This window comes from Rhodopseudomonas faecalis (assembly GCF_003217325.1).
Classification (GTDB): domain Bacteria; phylum Pseudomonadota; class Alphaproteobacteria; order Rhizobiales; family Xanthobacteraceae; genus Rhodopseudomonas; species Rhodopseudomonas faecalis.
In genome coordinates, this window is the sequence record NZ_QJTI01000028.1 from 1 (window position 1) to 19,636 (window position 19,636).

The 19,636-nt window shown below is 64.5% G+C and carries 19 protein-coding genes, 1 tRNA gene, 1 pseudogene and 1 riboswitch; of the genes and pseudogenes, 14 read left to right on the forward strand and 7 right to left on the reverse strand.

What is annotated here, in order from left to right:
* Nucleotides 1-176, forward strand: a pseudogene (locus BJ122_RS19695) (IS481 family transposase); the annotation flags it as partial.
* 328 nt (nucleotides 177-504) lie between these two features.
* On the opposite strand, the gene BJ122_RS16940 reads toward BJ122_RS19695, so the two are convergent.
* Nucleotides 505-1,014 carry a GcrA family cell cycle regulator gene (locus BJ122_RS16940; protein ID WP_110782372.1) on the reverse strand — a complete coding sequence of 170 codons (510 nt, stop codon included), beginning with the start codon at nucleotides 1,012-1,014 and terminating at the stop codon, nucleotides 505-507.
* Between the two features lie 491 nt (nucleotides 1,015-1,505).
* Here BJ122_RS16940 and BJ122_RS16945 point away from each other — a divergent pair, with 491 nt between their 5' ends.
* The 3 genes from BJ122_RS16945 (at nucleotide 1,506) to BJ122_RS16955 (ending at nucleotide 4,904) form a co-directional block, all read left to right on the forward strand.
* Nucleotides 1,506-2,723 (forward strand): aspartate aminotransferase family protein, encoded by a 1,218-nt coding sequence (locus BJ122_RS16945; RefSeq protein WP_110782373.1) that lies wholly within the window; start codon nucleotides 1,506-1,508, stop codon nucleotides 2,721-2,723.
* Nucleotides 2,723-3,664, forward strand: coding sequence for an ornithine carbamoyltransferase (gene argF, locus BJ122_RS16950; RefSeq protein WP_110782405.1), 942 nt, complete (start codon nucleotides 2,723-2,725; stop codon nucleotides 3,662-3,664). Before BJ122_RS16945 ends, argF begins: the two co-directional genes overlap by 1 nt.
* Nucleotides 3,665-3,878: 214 nt before the next feature.
* On the forward strand, nucleotides 3,879-4,904 hold the full coding sequence (locus BJ122_RS16955; protein ID WP_110782374.1) for an Hsp33 family molecular chaperone: 1,026 nt from the start codon (nucleotides 3,879-3,881) through the stop codon (nucleotides 4,902-4,904).
* Here the strand turns inward: BJ122_RS16955 and apaG are convergent.
* Entirely contained in the window at nucleotides 4,901-5,293 is a 393-nt protein-coding gene (apaG, locus tag BJ122_RS16960) for a Co2+/Mg2+ efflux protein ApaG (RefSeq protein ID WP_110782375.1), read from the reverse strand. The two genes, BJ122_RS16955 and apaG, sit on opposite strands and share 4 nt — an antisense overlap.
* 301 nt (nucleotides 5,294-5,594) lie before the next feature.
* Between apaG and BJ122_RS16965 the strand changes: the two genes are divergently transcribed.
* The 3 genes from BJ122_RS16965 to BJ122_RS16975 are packed head-to-tail and all read left to right on the forward strand — an operon-like array spanning nucleotide 5,595 to nucleotide 8,568.
* Entirely contained in the window at nucleotides 5,595-6,833 is a 1,239-nt protein-coding gene (locus BJ122_RS16965; protein WP_110782376.1) for an OpgC domain-containing protein, read from the forward strand.
* Nucleotides 6,830-7,591 (forward strand): SGNH/GDSL hydrolase family protein, encoded by a 762-nt coding sequence (locus tag BJ122_RS16970; RefSeq protein ID WP_110782377.1) that lies wholly within the window; start codon nucleotides 6,830-6,832, stop codon nucleotides 7,589-7,591. The genes BJ122_RS16965 and BJ122_RS16970 overlap by 4 nt, the downstream gene beginning before the upstream one ends.
* Nucleotides 7,591-8,568 carry an SGNH/GDSL hydrolase family protein gene (locus tag BJ122_RS16975; RefSeq protein ID WP_103011655.1) on the forward strand — a complete coding sequence of 326 codons (978 nt, stop codon included), beginning with the start codon at nucleotides 7,591-7,593 and terminating at the stop codon, nucleotides 8,566-8,568. Before BJ122_RS16970 ends, BJ122_RS16975 begins: the two co-directional genes overlap by 1 nt.
* Before the next feature lie 190 nt (nucleotides 8,569-8,758).
* Here the strand turns inward: BJ122_RS16975 and BJ122_RS16980 are convergent, their stop codons facing one another.
* Entirely contained in the window at nucleotides 8,759-9,958 is a 1,200-nt protein-coding gene (locus BJ122_RS16980; RefSeq protein WP_110782378.1) for an O-succinylhomoserine sulfhydrylase, read from the reverse strand.
* A 65-nt stretch (nucleotides 9,959-10,023) separates the two neighbouring features.
* Nucleotides 10,024-10,103: riboswitch (SAM riboswitch) on the reverse strand.
* A 111-nt stretch (nucleotides 10,104-10,214) separates the two neighbouring features.
* Between BJ122_RS16980 and BJ122_RS16985 the strand changes: the two genes are divergently transcribed.
* Complete coding sequence (locus tag BJ122_RS16985; protein WP_110782379.1) at nucleotides 10,215-11,321, forward strand: 2'-deoxycytidine 5'-triphosphate deaminase; 1,107 nt, start codon at nucleotides 10,215-10,217, stop codon at nucleotides 11,319-11,321.
* 130 nt (nucleotides 11,322-11,451) lie between these two features.
* Complete coding sequence (locus BJ122_RS16990; RefSeq protein ID WP_110782380.1) at nucleotides 11,452-12,873, forward strand: MATE family efflux transporter; 1,422 nt, start codon at nucleotides 11,452-11,454, stop codon at nucleotides 12,871-12,873.
* A 171-nt stretch (nucleotides 12,874-13,044) separates the two neighbouring features.
* Here BJ122_RS16990 and BJ122_RS16995 read toward each other — a convergent pair whose 3' ends face one another.
* The gene (locus BJ122_RS16995; protein WP_110782381.1) at nucleotides 13,045-13,632 is read right to left on the reverse strand and encodes a methylated-DNA--[protein]-cysteine S-methyltransferase; all 588 of its coding nucleotides are present in this window, start codon (nucleotides 13,630-13,632) and stop codon (nucleotides 13,045-13,047) included.
* Nucleotides 13,633-13,834: 202 nt separating this feature from the next.
* On the opposite strand from BJ122_RS16995, the gene BJ122_RS17000 reads away from it, so the two are divergent.
* Nucleotides 13,835-13,908 (forward strand) — tRNA-Gly (locus BJ122_RS17000).
* A 193-nt stretch (nucleotides 13,909-14,101) separates the two neighbouring features.
* Here BJ122_RS17000 and BJ122_RS17005 read toward each other — a convergent pair.
* Nucleotides 14,102-14,608, reverse strand: coding sequence for a hypothetical protein (locus BJ122_RS17005; RefSeq protein ID WP_110782382.1), 507 nt, complete (start codon nucleotides 14,606-14,608; stop codon nucleotides 14,102-14,104).
* Nucleotides 14,609-14,876: 268 nt separating this feature from the next.
* Between BJ122_RS17005 and BJ122_RS17010 the strand changes: the two genes are divergently transcribed.
* Nucleotides 14,877-16,493, forward strand: coding sequence for an alpha-amylase family glycosyl hydrolase (locus BJ122_RS17010; RefSeq protein WP_110782383.1), 1,617 nt, complete (start codon nucleotides 14,877-14,879; stop codon nucleotides 16,491-16,493).
* Between the two features lie 10 nt (nucleotides 16,494-16,503).
* Here BJ122_RS17010 and BJ122_RS17015 read toward each other — a convergent pair whose 3' ends face one another.
* On the reverse strand, nucleotides 16,504-16,857 hold the full coding sequence (locus tag BJ122_RS17015; RefSeq protein ID WP_110782384.1) for a PRC-barrel domain-containing protein: 354 nt from the start codon (nucleotides 16,855-16,857) through the stop codon (nucleotides 16,504-16,506).
* Between the two features lie 260 nt (nucleotides 16,858-17,117).
* Between BJ122_RS17015 and BJ122_RS17020 the strand changes: the two genes are divergently transcribed.
* The 3 genes from BJ122_RS17020 to BJ122_RS17030 all read left to right on the forward strand — a co-directional run bounded on the left by BJ122_RS17020 (nucleotide 17,118) and on the right by BJ122_RS17030 (nucleotide 18,911).
* Complete coding sequence (locus BJ122_RS17020) at nucleotides 17,118-17,687, forward strand: response regulator (RefSeq protein WP_245407774.1); 570 nt, start codon at nucleotides 17,118-17,120, stop codon at nucleotides 17,685-17,687.
* A gap of 87 nt (nucleotides 17,688-17,774) precedes the next feature.
* Nucleotides 17,775-17,984: a hypothetical protein gene (locus BJ122_RS17025; RefSeq protein ID WP_110782386.1), complete on the forward strand. Its 210-nt coding sequence runs from the start codon at nucleotides 17,775-17,777 to the stop codon at nucleotides 17,982-17,984.
* Between the two features lie 93 nt (nucleotides 17,985-18,077).
* Nucleotides 18,078-18,911 carry an MBL fold metallo-hydrolase gene (locus BJ122_RS17030; protein ID WP_110782387.1) on the forward strand — a complete coding sequence of 278 codons (834 nt, stop codon included), beginning with the start codon at nucleotides 18,078-18,080 and terminating at the stop codon, nucleotides 18,909-18,911.
* Nucleotides 18,912-18,915: 4 nt separating this feature from the next.
* On the opposite strand, the gene BJ122_RS17035 is transcribed toward BJ122_RS17030, so the two are convergent.
* Nucleotides 18,916-19,572, reverse strand: coding sequence for a DNA-3-methyladenine glycosylase family protein (locus tag BJ122_RS17035; RefSeq protein ID WP_110782388.1), 657 nt, complete (start codon nucleotides 19,570-19,572; stop codon nucleotides 18,916-18,918).
* Nucleotides 19,573-19,636 lie beyond the last annotated feature (64 nt).

Sequence of the window (19,636 nt, forward strand, 5' to 3'; positions counted from 1 at the left end):
GCCTCTGGCAGGTGCCACGCGCCTTGCGCGGTGAACGCCTCGCCGTGCGGCCGCTCGACCAGGACGGTCGCTATGGAATCTTCTTCGGATCGTGGCCAGTCGCAACGATCGACTTGACCACGCCCAAAAGTGTCAGTGATGTCCCCGAACAGGTGTCCGACATGTCGCCGGGCTAAACAACAAGCGCGGGCATGACGCCTTATTAGTTCACGGCCACGGCAATAACTGGTCGTGCCGCGTGTTCGCGGGTACGTATTGAGGGGCAACGCAGCGCAACATCGGTGCACCACGCGGCCATGCGGCCGCGGTGCCCGATGAAACGCCACCTGATGGCTTCGCTGGTTGTTGGTGTTGCTGTTGTCAGCGCCTGCGCAATATCGCGGGAAAAATCGGCTGACAAAATCGACTAATCAAAAAGGCTGATAACTAATTGGGTATCTATTGCGGCACAGCCTGACGCGCATGTGTCGGTGCGCGGACCTTGCCGCGCCCCGCCGTCGCGCATTAGCGCGTCGGCTTGGACTGGGTGCGCCGGCGATCGTTGGCCGGTTGATAGGCAATGCGCGAGTGATGCGCACAGTAGGGCAGTCCCGGCAGCGCTTTGCCGCCGCAGAAGAAGAATTCCGGATTGCTCGGGTCGCCGATCGGCCAGTGGCAGGTGGCTTCGTTCAGTTCCAGCAGGGTCAACCGCTGATTCATCGGCACCACATTATCGTAGGCTACCGGATCCGGCTCGGCTTCCACTTCAAACACATGCGCCAGCGCCGTGTTGCCGCGGGCCACCGGCCGGGTCACGCGCATCATATGCGGTGCCGGACGAGCCTTGCGCGGACGCGGCGCTGCGGCGGAGGGGCTCTTGGCACGGCCAGAAAGCCCCAGCCTGTGGACCTTGCCGATCACGGCGTTGCGCGTCACGTTGCCCAGCTCTGCAGCAATCTGGCTGGCGGACAGACCGCCTTCCCAGAGCTTTTTGAGCTGTTCGACGCGATCGTCGGTCCAGGTCAATACCGTCATCGCTCTATCCCTTCGTGTCGCAGCGGCCATTTCCGAGAGCGTCGCTGCGGCTCTTTGGTCTCCAAATCCCCTGCCGGCAGAATCCCTTAGCCCTCGCCGGACGCGCTTTCACGCCCGGGCGTTACGCCGTACTCAGGACTCAACGAAGGATCACAAACCGTGCACGAGATGTCGTACCCGACACCCAAAACGCTACAATATGGCCTGACTCTCGCGCAAGAGTCCGCCCTGGTGCGTCCACACCTTCTAACTACCAGGTCGATTTAGGCCGATATTTTGGCCTTGTTTTGGCGGTTATGACCACAATTGAGGGTAAGCGCGACCCCGAGATTTCCAGCGCATACATCGGTTGACAGTGCTTGCCGTCGACTTAGAATGTCCACCGTGCCGCCTGGAAAGGCGGCACATTTCGTTTTCGGGGTCTGCTGTCCTGTCGTCATTGGGGCGTAATCGGCGGCTCATCCCCTCCCCATTTTCCGATCGGAACGGCCATGGCCAACAGCACGACGAGTTCTCATCTTTTGCCGGTATTCGCCAGGGCGGACCTCGCCTTCGAACGCGGCGAGGGCGTCTGGCTGATCACTGCGGACGGCGAGCGATATCTCGATTTCACCAGCGGCGTTGCGGTCAACGCGCTCGGTCACGCGCATCCGCATTTAGTCGCAGCCCTGCAACAGCAGGCCGCTAAGCTCTGGCATACGTCCAACCTGTTCAAGAGTCCGGAAGGCGAGCGGCTCGCCGCGCGGCTGTGTGAGCACAGCTTTGCCGACTTCGTGTTTTTCGCCAATTCCGGCGCCGAAGCGATGGAATGCGCGATCAAGATGACGCGCAAGTATCACGCGACCAACGGGCAGCCGGAGCGCTACCGGATCATCACCTTCGAAGGTGCCTTCCACGGCCGCACGCTGGCGACGCTGGCGGCCACCGGCGCAGCCAAATATCTCGACGGCTTCGGCCCGCCCGTCGAAGGTTTTGACCAGGTGCCGCACGGCGACCTTGATGCGGTGAAAGCTGCGATCGGGCCGGCCACCGCCGGGATTCTGATCGAGCCGGTGCAGGGCGAGGGCGGGGTGCGCGCCGCCGACCCGGCGTTCTTCCGGGCGCTGCGCGAGCTGTGCGATGAACATGGTTTGCTGCTGATGTTCGACGAGGTGCAGACCGGCATGGGCCGCACCGGCGAATTGTTTGCCCATCAGCGCTTTGGCGTCGCGCCGGACGTGATGGCGCTCGCCAAGGGTCTTGGCGGCGGCTTCCCGATCGGCGCGTGCCTGGCGACCGCCGAGGCCGCGTCCGGCATGACCCCCGGCTCGCATGGGTCGACTTTCGGCGGCAATCCGCTGGCGGTGGCTGCCGCCAATGCGGTGCTCGACGTCATGCTGGAACCGGACTTCCTGCCGCGCGTGCAATCGATCGCGCTGCTGGCCAAGCAGAAGCTCGCTTCGGTGGTCGATCGCTTTCCCCAGGTGCTGAGCGAACTGCGCGGCGAGGGATTGTTACTCGGCCTGAAAGCCGTGGTGCCGGCCGCCGAGCTGATGGCGGCGCTGCGCGCTGAAAAGATGTTGTCGGTCGCCGCCGGTGACAATGTGGTGCGGCTGTTGCCGCCGCTGATCCTGAGCGAAGCGGAACTCGCCGAGGCCGTGGAGCGGCTGGAGCGCGCGTGCGCGTCGCTGTCGGCGCCCGCGACCACCGCGCAGCGGGAGGCGGTGTGATGACCAGCACCACGCCCCGTCACTTCCTCGACCTCACCGATCTGCCCACCAAGGAGCTGCGCGCGGTGCTCGATGCCGGCGTGGCCATGAAGGCCAAGCTCAAGGCTGAAAAGGCGCAGCGTCTGCCGCGCGAAAAGCCGCTTGAGGGCAAGACCTTGGCGATGATCTTCGAAAAGCCGTCGACCCGCACCCGCGTCTCGTTCGATGTCGGCATGCGCCAGCTCGGCGGCGAGTCGATCATGCTGACCGGCGCCGAGATGCAGCTCGGCCGCGGCGAGACCATTGCCGACACCGCGCGCGTCCTGTCGCGCTATGTCGATGCCATCATGATCCGCATCCTCAATCACGATGCGCTGCTGGAGCTGGCGGCGCATGCCACCGTGCCGGTGATCAACGGCCTGACGCGCCGTTCCCATCCCTGCCAGGTGATGGCCGATCTGATGACCTTTGAGGAGCATCGTGGCCCGATCGAAGGCCGCACCATTGCCTGGACCGGCGACGACAACAACGTGCTGGCGTCCTGGGCCCATGCCGCCGACCGCTTCAACTTCAAGCTGCGGGTGGCGACGCCGCCCGAGCTGGCGCCGAACAAATCGATGCGCGACTGGATCAAGAATTCCGGCGCCTCGATCATGCTCGGCTCCGACCCCGAGGAAGCCGTGCGCGGCGCCGATTGCGTGGTCACCGACACCTGGGTGTCGATGGGCGACAAGGACGGCGAGCATCGCCACAATCTGCTGCGGCCCTATCAGGTCAACGCCAAGCTGATGTCGCTGGCCAAGCCGGACGCGCTGTTCATGCACTGCCTGCCGGCGCATCGCGGCGAGGAAGTCACCGACGAGGTGATCGACGGTCCGCAGTCGGTGGTGTTCGACGAAGCCGAAAACCGCCTGCACGCCCAAAAGGGCATTTTGGCCTGGTGCCTCGGCGCGGTGGCGTAGGTCTCTTTCCCTCTCCCCGCGTGGGAGAGCGTGCTTGATCGCAGCGAAGGCAGGAGAGGGCGAGCCCTGCGCCCGCGTCCACCCCTCCCGGGCGCCTTACGTCCGCGACACCTTCTCCCACAAGGGGAGAAGGACAAGCCCCGCTGCATCGCTGCCATTCCTCGCCGCCGTCCGGCCCTTCCGATCCCCGCCACCTGCCCCCAGATAGAGCGCCATGACCTCGCAATCCTCCGATCCCCACGCCGCGTCCGACGTTCCGAGCCGCGCGCCGTCCGCCATTGCCGTCGACGACGAGGTGCTGCCGTTCGAGATCGACAGCCTCGATCTGCGCGGTCGGATGGTCCGGCTCGGCCCGGCGCTCGACGATATTCTGACCAAGCATGATTATCCGGCGCCGGTCGGCAAGCTGCTCGGCGAAGCGATCGCGCTCACCGCGCTGCTCGGCTCGGCGCTGAAATTCCAGGGCCGGTTCCTGTTGCAGACCCAGACCGACGGCCCGGTGTCGTTCATGGTGGTCGATTTCAAGAGCCCCGATCAGATCCGCGCCTATGCCCGGTTCGACAAAGCCCGGCTGGCCGAGGGCCTGAGTTCCGGCGCGCTGCTCGGCAATGGCCATCTCGCCATGACCATCGACCAGGGCGCCCATATGAGCCGCTACCAAGGCCTGGTGGCGCTGCATGGTGGCTCGCTGGAAGAGGCCGCCCACGAATATTTCCTGCGCTCCGAGCAGATCCCGACCCGGGTGCGGCTCGCGGTCGGCGAGGAATGGCGCGGCGAAGAGGGTGGCCCCAAGCATCGCTGGCGTGCCGGCGGCATGCTGCTGCAATTCCTGCCGCAATCCACCGAGCGCGCCCGCCAGGCCGATCTGCACCCCGGCGATGCCCCGGAAGGCACCGCGCCGCATGTGGTCGCCGAGGATGACGCCTGGGTGGAAGGTCAGTCGCTGATCGCCACGGTCGAGGATCTGGAGCTGCTTGATCCGGATCTGTCCGGCGAGCGGCTGGTGTACCGGCTGTTCCATGAGCGCGGCGTGCGGGTGTTTTCACCGCAGTCGGTGCGGGCGCAGTGCTCCTGCTCGCGCGAGGCGGTGGCCGCCATGCTGGCGAGCTTTGAGCCGGCCGATCGGACCGACATGGTCAAGGACGGCCAGGTCGAGGTGACCTGCGAGTTCTGCTCCTCGGTGTATCGCTTCACGCCGCAGGAAGCGGGGGTGGAAGATCAGGCGCCGGGCGCACCCTAATTCAGCGTGCGCCTTGCGTCCGGGCTGTCCAGCGAGAATGCCGGCACGTTGATCTCGAACGGCTCGCCGTCGGCGGTGACCATCTGATAGCTGCCGGCCATGAAGCCGGAACTGGTCGCCAGCGGCACGCCGCTGGTATATTCAAACCGCTCGCCCGGTTCCAGCACCGGCTGTTCCCCGACCACGCCTTCGCCGCGCACCTCCTGTGTGCGGCCAATGGCGTCGGTGATGATCCAGTGCCGGGTGCACAATTGGACGGTCTCGTCACCCGCATTGGTGATGACGATGGTGTAGGACCAGAAATACTGGCAATTTTCGTCGGACGAGCGCTCGGGCAGAAAGTTCGGCTCGACGGTGACCTCGATCTGACGGGTGACGGCACGATACATGTCAGCAGTCTCTCGAAAACCGCCTAAATAATAACCTAGATTTTCAGACGGAACCAGATCTGCACGGCCGCTGAGCGGCAAAGATCACCGCCGGCGCGGATCGTGGTTTCAACATAGTTCCAGGCCAAGGTTCCCGTCGCTCGGCGCGCGCGCTGGCCGGCTTACGGGTTCCAATGCGAGACGGCGCAACAGGCGGCTTGCCGCGGCAAAGCGCAGCTTGGTGGTCATTGCGCAGTTGACCCGCTGCGCTGTTCCTCCCTATCTGCGGCTGCCGATTTTCGCTTTGCCAGAACGGGGTCTTATGAGCTCTGTTGCCGAGTCCACCGTAGCGTCGCAGCGCCCGGAACCAGCGGCGCGGCCGGTAGTCCATGCTTCGCCGCCGCCGCTGCCCAAGGTCAGCCAGCGCGAATTGCGGCTCGATCTGTTTCGCGGCATGGCGCTGTGGCTGATTTTTATCGATCATCTGCCGGCCAATCTTCTGACCTGGCTGACGATCCGCAATTACGGATTCAGCGACGCCACCGAGATTTTCATCTTCATCTCCGGCTACACCGCCGCGTTCGTCTATGGCCGCGCGATGCGCGAGAGCGGCTTTGTGATCGCGGCCGCCCGCATTCTGAAGCGGGTCTGGCAGATCTATGTCGCGCATGTGTTTCTGTTCGTGATCTTCCTGGCGGAGATTTCCTACGTCGCGACCTCGTTCGAGAACCCGCTCTATTCCGAAGAAATGGGCATTCTCGATTTTCTCAAACAGCCCGACGTCACCATCATTCAGGCGCTGCTGCTGCGGTTCAAGCCGGTCAATATGGACGTGCTGCCGCTGTACATCGTGCTGATGTTCTTTTTGCCGCCGATCCTGTGGCTGATGCTACGCAAGGCCGATCTGGCGCTGGCGCTGTCGGTGGCGTTGTACGCGGCCACCTGGCATTTCGATCTGGCGCTGTCGGCCTATCCGAGCGGCGTGTGGGTGTTCAATCCATTCGCCTGGCAGCTCTTGTTCGTGTTCGGGGCCTGGTGTGCGCTCGGCGGCGCCCAGCGCATGACGCGGATCTTGGCCTCTAACGTGACGCTGGTGCTGTCGGCCGCCTATTTGCTTGCGGCATTCTTCGTCACATTGACGTGGTACGTGCCGCAGCTTCACCCGCTGATGCCGAAGCAACTCGAACAATGGATGTATCCGATCAACAAGCCTGATCTCGATGTGCTGCGCTTTGCGCATTTCCTGGCGTTGGCAGCGATTACGGTGCGATTCTTGCCTAAGGATTGGAGCGGGCTGCGCTCGCGCTGGCTGCGGCCGGTGATCCTGTGCGGCCAGCATTCGCTGGAAATCTTCTGCCTTGGCATCTTCCTGGCGTTCGCCGGCCAGTTCTTCCTGGCCGAGATCGCCGGTGGCGCCTTTGTGCACTTCCTGGTCAGTCTGACTGGTATTATCCTAATGTCTTCAGCGGCGTGGCTGTTTTCGTGGTACAAGCGGGTCACAGCCAAAGGAGCAACGCGCAGCGCAAGCAATGACGCGGACTTGGCAGGAGGAACGCTATGAAGGCCGGCTACGCGGTCGCGCTGGGCTTGTCATTGCTGGTCGGGTCGAACGGCCTTGCAGCGGCCGATGATATCAAGCCGACCTGCGACGTTCCTGCTTATCTGCTCGCTACCGATAGTGTGCTGACCAAGGTCGGCGAGGCGCTGAAAGCGCGCCAGCCGCTCGACATTCTGGTGCTGGGCAGCCGGTCCTCGACCATCATGGCGGCGGACGGCACTTCCTATCCGTGGCGGCTGCAGTCGGCCTTGCGCGACAAACTGCCGGCCTCGACTGTCAATGTCGCGGTGGAGTTGCGGGTCAAGAAGACCGCCAAGGAGGCGGTGGCCGGGCTTGGCAAGATCCTGGAGGAGCGCAAGCCGACCCTGGTGATCTGGCAGACGGGCACTTTCGATGCCACGCGCTCGGTCGATCCGGATGAGTTTCGTGACGCCGTCAATGAAGGCGTGACCATGATGCAGGCGGCCGGGGCCGACGTTATCTTAATGAATCTGCAGTATAGTCCTCGTACGGAAACGATGATCTCGCCTTCGCCGTATTTGGATCATATGCGTGTCGTCGCCCAGCAGCATGACATTCCGTTGTTCGATCGCTTCGCGATCATGCGGCATTGGAACGAGAACGGCGACTTCGACTTCTTCAGCCCATCCCCGGGCATCGAACTGGCCAAGCAGGTTCATGAGTGTATCGGGCGGGCGCTGTCGGTGTTCGTGATCGAAGCGGCGCGGGTCAATTTAGGGGAATTGAGGACACAGCGTTGATGTGGCGTGGTGGCGTGGGCAGGGCCGCGGGTCTTGCGGCAATTCTGGCGGTGACGGGCTGTGCGGTTGGAGCGGCGCCTTCGGCTCAGGCGCAGACTGCCCAGGCGGCGACGTCGAGTGCCTTCGCCGCCGTTCAGCCCTCGGGCAGTGGTTCGGGTGACGATGCACAATCTGCGCAGCGCGAACGCAATCTCGCCGGCCGCGCGGTCGATAAGATGAAAGACGTGGCGCGGCAGGCTGGCGACATTTTTAGCCGGGTGCCGTGTTTGCCGCCCAAGGGCGGGGTCCGTCCGCTCGGCTCGCTGCCCCATGTCGCGAGCAAGCTGATCGCCGGCGATCCGGTGGTGATCGTGGCGTTCGGCTCGTCCTCGACGCAGGGCCATGGCAGCTCCTCGCCGGCCTTCAACTATCCCAACCGGCTGGCCTCCCAACTGCGTCGCCAATATCCGACCGCGGAAATCTCGGTGATCAATCGCGGCAAGGGCGGCGAGGACGCGCCGGAAATGCTGGCGCGGCTGAAAAGTTCAGTGCTCGATCTGAAGCCCGATCTCGTGATCTGGCAGGTCGGCACCAACGCCATTCTGCGCGATCTTGATCCGGCAGACACCGCCAAGATGGTCGAAGAAGGCGTTTCGGCGATCCAGGCCGCCGGCGCCGATCTGGTGCTGGTCGATCCGCAATATGCGCCGCGCGTCAATGAGCGCGCCGAAAACGCCGGGCGGATGATGAAGCTGCTCAACAGGGTCGCGGAAATCCGCCATGTCGGCCTGTTCCCACGCTTTGAGGTGATGCGCGATTGGCACGAGCGGCAATCGGTGCCGATCGACAATTTCATCACCCCGGACGGGCTGCATATGAACGATTGGGGCTATGCCTGCTTCGCCCAATTGCTTGGCGACGACATCATTCGTTCGGTCGGCCAGATCAAGCTCGGCATCCACGTGCCGTCCGACGTGCACACCTACCGGCCGATGTAACGCCGCTGGCGGCGCTGCTCCCTTATGGGAGTGCCAGCTCCGCCATGCGCGATGGACCCGTCGCCTCCACCCCACACGTCATGGCCGGGCTCGTCCCGGCCATCGACGTCTTTGATCCAGCGGCGCTTTTAAGACGTGGATGCCCGCGACAAGCGCGGGCATGACGGGTCATTGGTGATACCTGTTGGGTTTAAATCTGATCGAGCGCGGCCAACAGGTCGGCGATCAGATCGTCTTGGTGCTCGAGCCCGGCCGACAGCCGCAGAAAACCGTCATCGATATTGAGTTCGGCGCGGATTTCCGGCTTGAGCCGCTGATGCGTGGTGGTCGCCGGATGGGTGATCAGGCTGCGCGCATCGCCAAGATTGTTGCTGATCTTGACCAGCTTGAGCGCGTTCAGGAACCGGAACGCCGCCGCCTGGCCGCCTTTGACCCCAAAGCCGACCAGGGTCGAGCCACCGCGCATCTGCTTGGCGACGGTCGCGGCCTGCGGGTGATCGGCGCGGCCGGGATAGACCAGGCGCGCCAGCTTGGGATGGCCGGCCAGCGCGTCGGCGATCGCGGCGGCATTGGCGGTCTGGCGCTCGACGCGCACGCCGAGCGTTTCCAGCCCCTTCAGCATCACCCAGGCATTGAACGGCGACAGCGTCGGGCCGGTCTGGCGCAGGAACATCTGGATCTGTTCTTCGATCAGCGCCTGCGAGGCCAGGATCACCCCGCCGAGACAGCGGCCCTGGCCGTCGATATGCTTGGTGGCGGAATAGACCACCACATCGGCGCCTAGTTCGAGCGGGCTCTGCCACAGCGGCGTCGCGAACACGTTGTCGACCACCAGCTGCGCATTGGCGGCATGGGCGATCTCGGCGATCGCGCCGATATCGAGCACGTCGAGCGTCGGGTTGGTCGGGCTTTCCAGAAAGAAGGTTTTGGTGTTGGGGCGCACCGCGCGCTGCCAGGCGCCGAGATCGAGCCCATCGATCAGCGTCGAGGCGATGCCGTAGCGCGGCAGCAGGTCTTCCACCACGTAGCGACACGACCCGAACATCGCCCTCGACGCCACCACATGGTCGCCGGCCTGCAGCGGCGCCAGCAGCGCCGCGGTCACCGCCGCCATGCCCGAGGCGGTGGCGCGCGCCGCTTCGGCGCCTTCCAGCTCGGCCATGCGCTGCTCGAACGCCGACACGGTCGGGTTGGACAGCCGCGAATATTGGAAGCCGGGATCATCGCCGGTGAAGCGCGCCGCGCATTCTTCGGCGGAGGCGTAGACGAAGCCCTGGGTCAGAAACAGCGCGTCGGAGGTTTCGCCATATTGCGAACGCAGCGTGCCGGAATGCACCAGCCGGGTTTCGCGATGGAGGGATGACAGCGAGGGAGCCTTGATGGTCGACATGTGTTCTCCACTGCACCCGCGTGATGGGCACAAAAAAACCGGCCTGGGAAAATACCCACAGACCGGGACACACATCCCCGGCCTGTTTAGCTACTTGTTTAACGTGGCTGCAAGCCGGCCGGCTCAAATCACCACGGGATAAGTTCCGCTCTTAATCCGCCGTGCTCTTTCCGTCAAGCCGGGCATCGGCTAGCGATAGGCTTCATGTATTTTGCGTAGCCCGGATGGCACGGCCGCCGTCCGAAGGACCGACACCGTGCCGTTCACGATCCCGCCTGACGCCGATGGAATCCTGCCCGATCGCATGATTGCGGCGATGGCGGATGCCGGCATGATCCGCCCCGAATATCCCTTCGTCGAGAGCCAGATCCAGCCGGCCAGCCTCGATCTGCGCCTTGGCGACATCGCCTACCGGGTGCGCGCCAGTTTTCTGCCGGGGCCGGATTGCACGGTCGCCGAACGGATCGACGAACTGAAGCTGCATCAGATCGATCTCACCGACGGCGCGGTGCTCGAGACCAACTGCGTCTATATCGTGCCGCTCTTGGAGAGCCTGGCGCTGCCGCCGGATATCGTGGCCGCGGCCAATCCGAAAAGCTCGACCGGCCGGCTCGATGTGTTCACGCGCGTGATCGCCGACGGCACCAGGCGCTTCGACAGTATCGATGCCGGTTACCACGGCCCGCTTTATGCCGAGATCAGCCCCAAAACCTTCCCGGTGCTGCTGCGCGAAGGCTCGCGGCTGTCGCAGCTCCGGTTTCGGGTCGGCGAAGCCACGCTGAGCGCCGGCGAACTCGACGCGCTGCATGAGGCCGAGCGGCTGGTCGATGTCGATGACGCCGATCTTGCCCATGGCGTGGCGGTCAGCGTCGATCTGTCCGGCGAAAGCTCGGGCGGCTTTGTCGGCTACCGCGCCAAGCGCCATACCGGCGTGGTCGATATCGATCGCCGCGGTGGCTATCCGGTGCACGAATTCTGGGAGCCGATCCCGGCCCGGCGCGATGGCAGCCTGATCCTCGATCCCGGCGAGTTCTACATCCTGGCTTCCAAGGAGGCGGTGCAGGTGCCGCCCGACTACGCGGCCGAGATGGTGCCGTTCGATCCGCTGGTCGGCGAATTCCGTGTGCACTATGCCGGGTTCTTCGATCCCGGTTTCGGCTATGAGGGTGCTGGCGGCCACGGCTCGCGCGCGGTGCTGGAAGTGCGCTCGCGCGAAGTGCCGTTCATCCTTGAGCACGGCCAGATCGTCGGCCGGCTGGTTTATGAGCGCATGCTGGCGCGGCCGGCCTCGCTCTATGGCCAGCGCATCGGCTCGAACTACCAGGGCCAGAACCTCAAACTGTCCAAGCATTTTAAGGCGTGAGCGCCTGAGCGAACGGCCGCCGTCAGCGCGCCGGGCAGAGGGCTATGCGTTTCCGGCGGCTCGCAGCGCCGCCGTTCGATGCTAGGGAGGGCGAGGCGCGGCACCAGACCCCGCCACCCCGGGGAAACGCATGACCGATGTTGCCGTCGCTGCCACGCCGCCGCCGGACCAGCCGCCGCAAGCGCCGCCACCCTCCGCTGCGACCACCCCCAATCCGCTGCTGAACGGACCGATCCTGCCGACGCTGTTGCGGCTCGCCTGGCCCAATGTGATCGCACTGACCGCCGGCACCTGCGTGGTGATCGCCGAGACCGCCTATATCGGCCGGCTCGGCACCGAAGCGCTGGCGGCGATGGCGCTGGTGTTCCCGTTCGTGATCTTGACCATGACCATGTCGGGCGGTGCGATGGGCGGCGGCGCCGCCGCGGCGATCGCGCGGGCGCTCGGCGCCGATGATACCGAGCGCGCCGCCGCGCTGGCGGGCCATGCGCTTTTGATCGGCATCGGCTTTGGCCTGTTGTTCACCGCGCTGATGCTGCTGTTCGGCCGGCCGCTGCTACAGCTGCTCGGCGGCCGCGGCGAGGTGCTGCGCCAAGCGCTCGATTATGTCGCGGTGTTTTTCGGCGGCGGCGTGGTGCCGTGGCTGATGAATACGCTGTCGGCGGTGCTGCGCGGCACCGGCAATATGAAGCTGCCATCGTTCATGGTGCTGACCGCTGCCGTGCTGCAGATCGTGCTCGGCGGCATTCTCGGACTTGGCCTTGGCCCGGTGCCGCAATTCGGCATGAAGGGCGTGGCCGCCGGCACGCTGATCGCCTTTTCCAGCGCGGCGGCGGTGATGGCCTGGTACATCGTCTCCGGCCGCGCCCGCATCACGCTGCGCCTTGCCGGGCTGCGCCTGCAACGGCGGATGTTTGTCGATATTCTCAAGGTCGGCGCGGTGTCGTGCTTCTCGCCGCTGCAATCGGTGCTGACCATCGTGATTTTCACCCACATGCTGGCGGCGTTCGGCGACGCGGTGCTGGCCGGCTATGGCATCGGCGCGCGGCTGGAATTCATGCTGACCTCGCTGGCGTTCGCGGTCGGGGTCGCCTCGGTGCCGATGGTCGGCATGGCAATCGGCGCGGGGCGGGTGCAGCGCGCGCGCCGCATCGCCTGGACCGCCGGTGCGGTGTCATTCACGGTGGTCGGGCTGTTTGGCGTCGCGATCGCGGTGTTTCCTGATCTGTGGGTCGATCTGTTCACCGACGATCCGCGTGTCACCACTGCTGCGCATCATTATCTGCGCGCGGCGGCGCCGATGTATGCCTTCATCGGGCTGGCGCTGTCGCTGTATTTCTCCTCGCAGGGCGCCGCCAAGGTGCTCGGCCCGGTGCTGGCGCAGACTGCGCGGCTGCTGTTTGTGGCGCTTGGCGGGGCCTGGCTGATCGCGGCAGGCGGGGGCGCTCAGGCGTTCTTCCTGCTGGCGGCGGCGTCGATGGCGGTGCTGGGCGTGCTGGCAGCGCTCAGCGTAGCGCTGAGCCGCTGGGGCGCGCGTGGGCAGCCGGTGTGAGCGCTGTCGGTATGATACCAACGGCGATTGATACCAACCACTCCACACGTCATGGCCGGGCTCGTCCCGGCCATGACGTCTTTGATCTTGCAGCGATTTTAAGACGTGGATACCCGCGACAAGCGCGGGTATGACGGTCATTGATACGACCCGATGGTATGAGTGCTGCTGCTATGCGCTTTCCGCGCTGCGCGGCGGCGGCGCCAGCGACAGCAGCGCGTCGAACAGCGTGACGCCGCGCCCGGCCAAGGCCCCTTCCAGCGCCAGCAGCCGTGACCTTGTGACGATGCCGCCAAAGGTCGGCGCGCCGCTGGTTTCGCCGGGGCTGGGCACGGCGCGATGGCACGGCACCAGCACCGGAAAAGGATTGCGGCTGATCGCCTGTTTCACCGAATGAATGACGCCGGTCATGCCGAGCCGGCTGGCGATCTCGTCAAAACTGACGGTTTCGCCGCGCGGCACCCGCTGCAGCAACTCATAGACCCGTCGGCTGAACGGCGGCGCGCTGGTCATATCGAGCTGCAGCCCTGCCGGCGCATGGCTTTGACCGCGCAGCGCGCTGCTGACGGCGTCAATCGCCGGTGCAACTTCAGCGGGTGGCGTGCGCTCGCGTGCATCCGGAAAACGGCGCAGCAACTCGCGCCGCGTCTCGATTTCGCGCATCGCGGGGAGCTGAACGCCAATGACGCCGCCGTCGCTCCAGGCAATGCCACAGCGACCGAGCGACGTGTCGAACATTGCATAGGTGCGCCCCACCATGGCCCGACTATAGCAACGCCATTGCCGGCCGCATCCGTAAAATTGTCAGAAAATTGCTCGAATTTTGCCAGTGCCCCGGGGCCGGATCGTGCTGCGCCGCAAAAGGGGCGGCGAAAACCCTGTGCACTTCGCCGCATCGCCATCGATCCGCTTGGCGACGCGGCTCATCTCGGCTAGATGAAGAACGTGGCCACGCGCCGCTGCGGGCGTAGTTCAATGGTAGAACGGCAGCTTCCCAAGCTGCATACGAGGGTTCGATTCCCTTCGCCCGCTCCAAGACTTCTTGTTCCGACCGCCGGGCCTGAATGAGCGCGCTGTTGCATGCGGCGCGATGCGCGCATCACGTCCTTCAACACGTCAATGCCGGACGGCGCGCGCCATCCGGCATCTTGTTCGCAGGCGATGATCGTGAGGCGATGCCGATTTCAACTCGGGTCACCGCAACGACTGAACGGCTGCTCGCGTCGGGTTAGCTGCGCGATTTGATCAGCACCGGCAGGCCGAGTGCGGTCGAGAACGGCGCCGGGTTGTCGATTAGCGTCGCCGAAGCGTTCTGATTCTTCGACAGCGACGAGAACGGCTTTGATCGCAGCAGCAGCGGGAAGCCGGATACGAAGGTGTTGGAGTCGATCAGCGTCGGCAGGCCGAGCCATTCCGACGTGGTCTTCGGCCCGAGCAACAGCGGCGCGCCGCTCAGCCGGGTGGACGAACTGATCGTTGCACCATTGCCGGCATGGCCATTGGCGGCGCCATTGCTTGCGCGCGGCGCTGCGCCATTGCTGGGCTTGCTGCCCGGCGCGCGCGACAAAATCGCTTCGGCCCGCGAGCCCATGCCGAATGGCGGTTCGACGGCAACGATCGTGCCGCCATTGCCATCGGACACCTGTTCGACATTCGTGAAATTGGCAGCTTTCAATTCACTGACCGCCGCGCTGGCGGCCTTTGCATTATCAAAGCTGCGGATGATCTGCGCCATTGCCCATCAACTCCTTTATCGATCGGCCGGACCTCCTTGAGATCCGAATCATGTTTCGGGGGGAGACAATCCCACTGTTAATTGACATTGGTGTGGACAGTTCCGAACTCACGTCGTTGTCATCATTCCGTGAGAAAGCTTGAGCAGCATGATTGTGCGGGTGTTAGCGCCACTCAGCGGCGTTGTGTCGCGGCGGTGAGCGCGGTCGCGCCACGCGCCGGCAGCGGAACCGCCACAGCCGCGCCGTGTTGCCATGCTGGGATCAGCCATGAGTGATCAAGCCGACATGATCTGGTGGAAGACGGGGGTGATCTATCAGATCTATCCGCGCTCGTTTCAGGACAGCGATGGCGATGGCGTCGGCGATTTGCGCGGCATCAAGCGCCGGCTGCCTTATCTGCGCGAGCTTGGCGTTGATGCGATCTGGCTATCGCCGATCTTTGTCTCGCCGATGGCCGATTTCGGCTACGACATCTCGGACTACACCGCGATCGATCCGCTATTCGGCACCATGGCCGATTTCGATGCGCTGCTTGAGGCCGCCCACCAGCATGGCCTGAAACTGCTGCTCGATCTGGTGCCGAACCACACGTCGGAGCAGCATCCGTGGTTTGTCGAGAGCCGGTCGTCGCGCGATAATCCAAAGCGCGATTGGTATCTGTGGCGCGACCCGGCGCCGGATGGCGGACCGCCCAATAATTGGCTGTCAGAATTCGGCGGCAGCGCCTGGCATTATGACGACACGACCGGGCAATATTATTATCACGCCTTTCTCGCGCAGCAGCCCGATCTCAATTGGCGCCATCCGCAAGTGCGTGCCGCGATCTATGAGGTGATGCGATTCTGGCTGCGCAAGGGTGTCGATGGCTTTCGCGTCGATGTGCTCTGGCATCTGATCAAGGACAGCCAGTTCCGCGATAATCCGCCCAATCCGGACTATCAGCCGGGGCGGCCGCCGCATGAGCAACTGCAGCCGCTGTACTCGGCCGATCAGCCCGAAGTGCAGCAGGTGGTCGCCGAACTGCGTGCCGTGGTCGATGAATTTCCCGATCGGCTGTTGATCGGCGAAATCTATCTGCCGCTCGAGCGGCTGGTCGCTTACTACGGCATCGATCTCAGCGGCGCCCATCTGCCGTTCAATTTCGCGCTGTTATCGGCGCCGTGGCATGCCCGCGCGCTCGCCGAGCTGATCGATCGCTATGAGGCGGTATTGCCGCAGGGCGCCTGGCCGAACTGGGTGCTCGGCAATCACGACCGGCCAAGGGTGGCAAGCCGGGTCGGCGCGGCGCAGGCGCGGGTGGCGGCGATGCTGCTGCTGACGCTGCGCGGCACGCCCACCATCTATTACGGCGATGAAATCGGTCTGCGCCAATTGCCGATCGCGCCGGATCAGGTGCGCGATCCATTCGAGAAAAATGTCCCGGGTGTCGGCGTTGGCCGCGACGGCTGCCGCACGCCGATGCAATGGGACGCATCGCCCTTTGCCGGGTTCTCGACGGTCGAGCCCTGGCTGCCACTGGCCGACGATTATGCTCAAGACAATGTCGTCAACCTGTCGGCCGCCGACACGTCGCTGCTCAGCCTGTACCGCGCGCTGATCGCGCTGCGCAAACGGCAGCCCGCGTTGCAGCTTGGCGATTATCAGCCGCTGGCCGCGCAGGGCGATGTGCTGCTGTTCCGCCGGGTCGGCGGCGGATCGTCGCTGTTGGTCGCGCTCAATCTCGGCGCCGCGCCGGTCGCGGTGTTGTCGGAGCAGTTCAGCCTTGATGGCGAGATCCTGCTCTCGACCTTCATGGACCGTGCCGGCGAGCGCGTCGGCGCCACGCTCGATCTGCGCGGCGACGAGGGCGTGATCATCGGGCCGGTGCCTGACCCGATCGTGTAGCTTCCGTGGTTCAGGTCATTGCAACGCCGTAATACTCGTCGATCTCGCGGCTGCCACGCCAATTATAGTCGTCGTCGCGTGCGTATTTCGGTGCCTGGTGGATCTGATCATTGGTGATCATGGTCTGGTAGCCGCCCAGCTCGACATTGTATTTCAGCGACGGCCAGGGCAGCGGATAATGATCGTCGCCGATGCCGAGAAAGCCGCCGAAACTCAGGACGGCGTAGGAAACCCGGCCGCTGATCTTCTCGATCATCACCCGTTCGATTGAACCGATCTTCTCGCCGTCCGGACCATAGACCGCGGTTCCCTGCACTTTGTCGCTGCCGATCAGGTGACTGGTTTCGCTAACGTCGATCGCCATTGGCGCGCTCCTTCGGAAAGTGTTGGCAATTCTTTGCTATTTTGCGAGCCAACGACGCCGGTGGCGTTCAGTTCCGGCGATCACCAACAGTGATGATAGTGATCGCCGGAACGATCAAAGCGCGGCAGCGGCTTGATAATCTGGAACACAATCTGATTGTGGAAAGTCTCTGCTAACCATAGGCGCGCCGCGGCGCGCATCAAAACGTTCGGCTGGCGCTCGGGATTCTACGGGGCGCGGAATTACAGGTTAGTTCACCAATGGAATGGCAAGCTCGGCGATCAAGTAGCGCGACACCGCTCGAACCGACCGGTGCGCAGCGGGAAATGACACATACTGGGACAGCGTCAATGAGCTTGCGAGAAGTGGTTCAGCGTGCGGCGGCAGCCCTTGCTCCATTCCAACGCATCCGCCAGGACAAGGAACCGCAGATTCTGGTGATCGATAACGACGAGATCCACCGCAGCATTATCAGCAAGGTGGCGGCGCGGGCTGGCTTCCTGCCGGTGCAGGCCAGCGATTGCGGCAATGTGGTTCGGCAGACGCTGCTGAACGAATTCGATTGCGCCACGCTCGACATGTCGCTCGGCGAGCGCGAGGGCGCCGAAGTGCTGCTGCATTTCTCGATTTGCAAGTTCCACGCGCCGGTCCAGATTTTGAGCGGGGCCGACGCCGACGCCACAGCCAGGGGCTACGAACTGGGCCGTAGACTCGGGCTGACCATGATGGAGCCGCTCACCAAGCCGGTCGATCTTGGCGTACTGCGTGATCAGCTTGGCAGCGTCGCCCAGCATTGGCGTGATCGCCGCGCCCATGCGACGGCGGCCTGAGCGGGGCGTAGCCGAACCGATCATTGTTGAAAGCTGAGGCGCGCCGCGACCTGAGTCGATGTGCCGCGGCCTGCGATGAGAACGTCGATGCTCTGGAAGTCGATGCGACATTCCGATCCGGAATGGTTCCACTTTGCCTTCCACGGTGAGGTCTGTCTCGGCTCGTTCGTGCTGATCGATGATCGGTTGATCACGGTCACGGTAGCAGGCCATCGGCGCACCATGGAGCTCGGCAGCACACCGCCGCTGGCGCTGGCCGAGCGGATTGCGGTCGACATGCTCAATTCCACCGGTTAGCGGCCGCGTGTTGCGCTGCCCTGTGAAGCCGGTGACGGCCTGCCGGTTTCCGGGTAGGCTTGCGGCTCTGTGCCATCCACCCGTGAGACCGTTATGCTGCGATGCCTGTTTGTCGTCGTTGCCGGACTGATTGCGTTGCTGGCGCCCGATCGCGGCGCTCGCTCGGCCCTTGCCGCGGAAGCCGGGCGCAGCAGCGAGTGCCTGGCGATGGCACAGGGCCCGCGCGCCACGCCGGTCAGCCTGCGCCGCACCGCAGGAGCGGCGGCCAGCGTCAGTATCAGCTATGCCGGGCACGCGACTTATTACATCGAAAGCCCGGACGGGGTGCGGATCGCCACCGATTTCAGCGGCCGCTACACGCTCGGCCGGCTGCCGGATGTCGTGACCATGAACCGCGCGCACGCTACGCATTATTCGCTGGCGCCGGACCCCAATATCAAACATGTGCTGCATGGCTGGGGTGACGACCGCGAGCCGGCGCATGTCCATCTGCGGGTCGGCGACGTGCTGATCCGCAACGTCACCACCGACATCCGGCGCTATCAGTTCGACGGTTTTGACGCCGCGATGATCAAGGACGGCAATTCGATCTTCATTTTCGAGATCGCGGGGCTGTGTATCGGCCATCTCGGCCATTTGCATCACAAGCTCGACGACAGCCATTTCGCCCAGATCGGCCGGCTCGATGTGGTGATGGTGCCGATCGACGGCGGTTACACCATGTCGCTGGAGGGCATTTCGGACATCACCAAGCGGCTGCGCGCCTCGGTGGTGCTGCCGATGCACCGCTTCATGACGCCGCTCGATGATTTCATGCAACGCATTGGCCGTGATTTCGTGATCGAACAGCGTAGCGAGCGTACCCTTGAGCTGTCGCGCGACACGCTGCCGACCGCGCCGACGGTGATCATTCTGGACGGGGTGTAAGCGCTCAGCCCGCGCTTTGGCCGATCACGCCCTCGCGGCGCTTTACGACATGATAATAGCCCCACCACAGATGCGCCGCGGCGCCGCGCAGCGGCCGCCACGGCTCGGCGAGCGGCATCATCTGTTTGGCGGTCGGGCGGGCCGGCAGCCCAAGCCCGATCCGCATCGATTCCTGCAAAGCGAGATCGCCGGCCGGCCAGGCATCGCCATGGCCGAGGCAGAACAGCAGATAGAGGTCGGCGGTCCATGGCCCGATACCGTGCAGCGCGGTCAGCGTGGCATGGGCGGCGTCGGCGTCCTGTTCGGCCAAGACCTCGAGATTGAGCCGCTCGGCCGCCAGTTCTTTGGCCAGGCTTTTCAGGGTCTTGATCTTGGCGACCGACAGGCCGAGCCGCGCCAGCCGGTCGGCGCGAGCGCGGCGGATGGCGTTGTGGTGAAACGGCACGAATGCCGCCGACACCCGGCCCCAGATCGCCGCCGCCGAGGCGGTCGATAATTGCTGGCCGCAGATGATGGCGGCGAGCCCGGCAAAGCCCGGCTCGCGCCGCCGCAGTGCCGGCATGCCGGCGACCTCCAGCACCGGCCGTAGCCGCGGGTCCTGGCGCACCAGCGCGCGCACCGCGTCATCAAGCGCGGCCTGGCTCTCGAACTGTACGGTCATGGCATCTCGTTCCAGCGATTTGGCGGCCTTCAGGGCTTGACCCGTTTCCGCTTCTGGGGCCGTA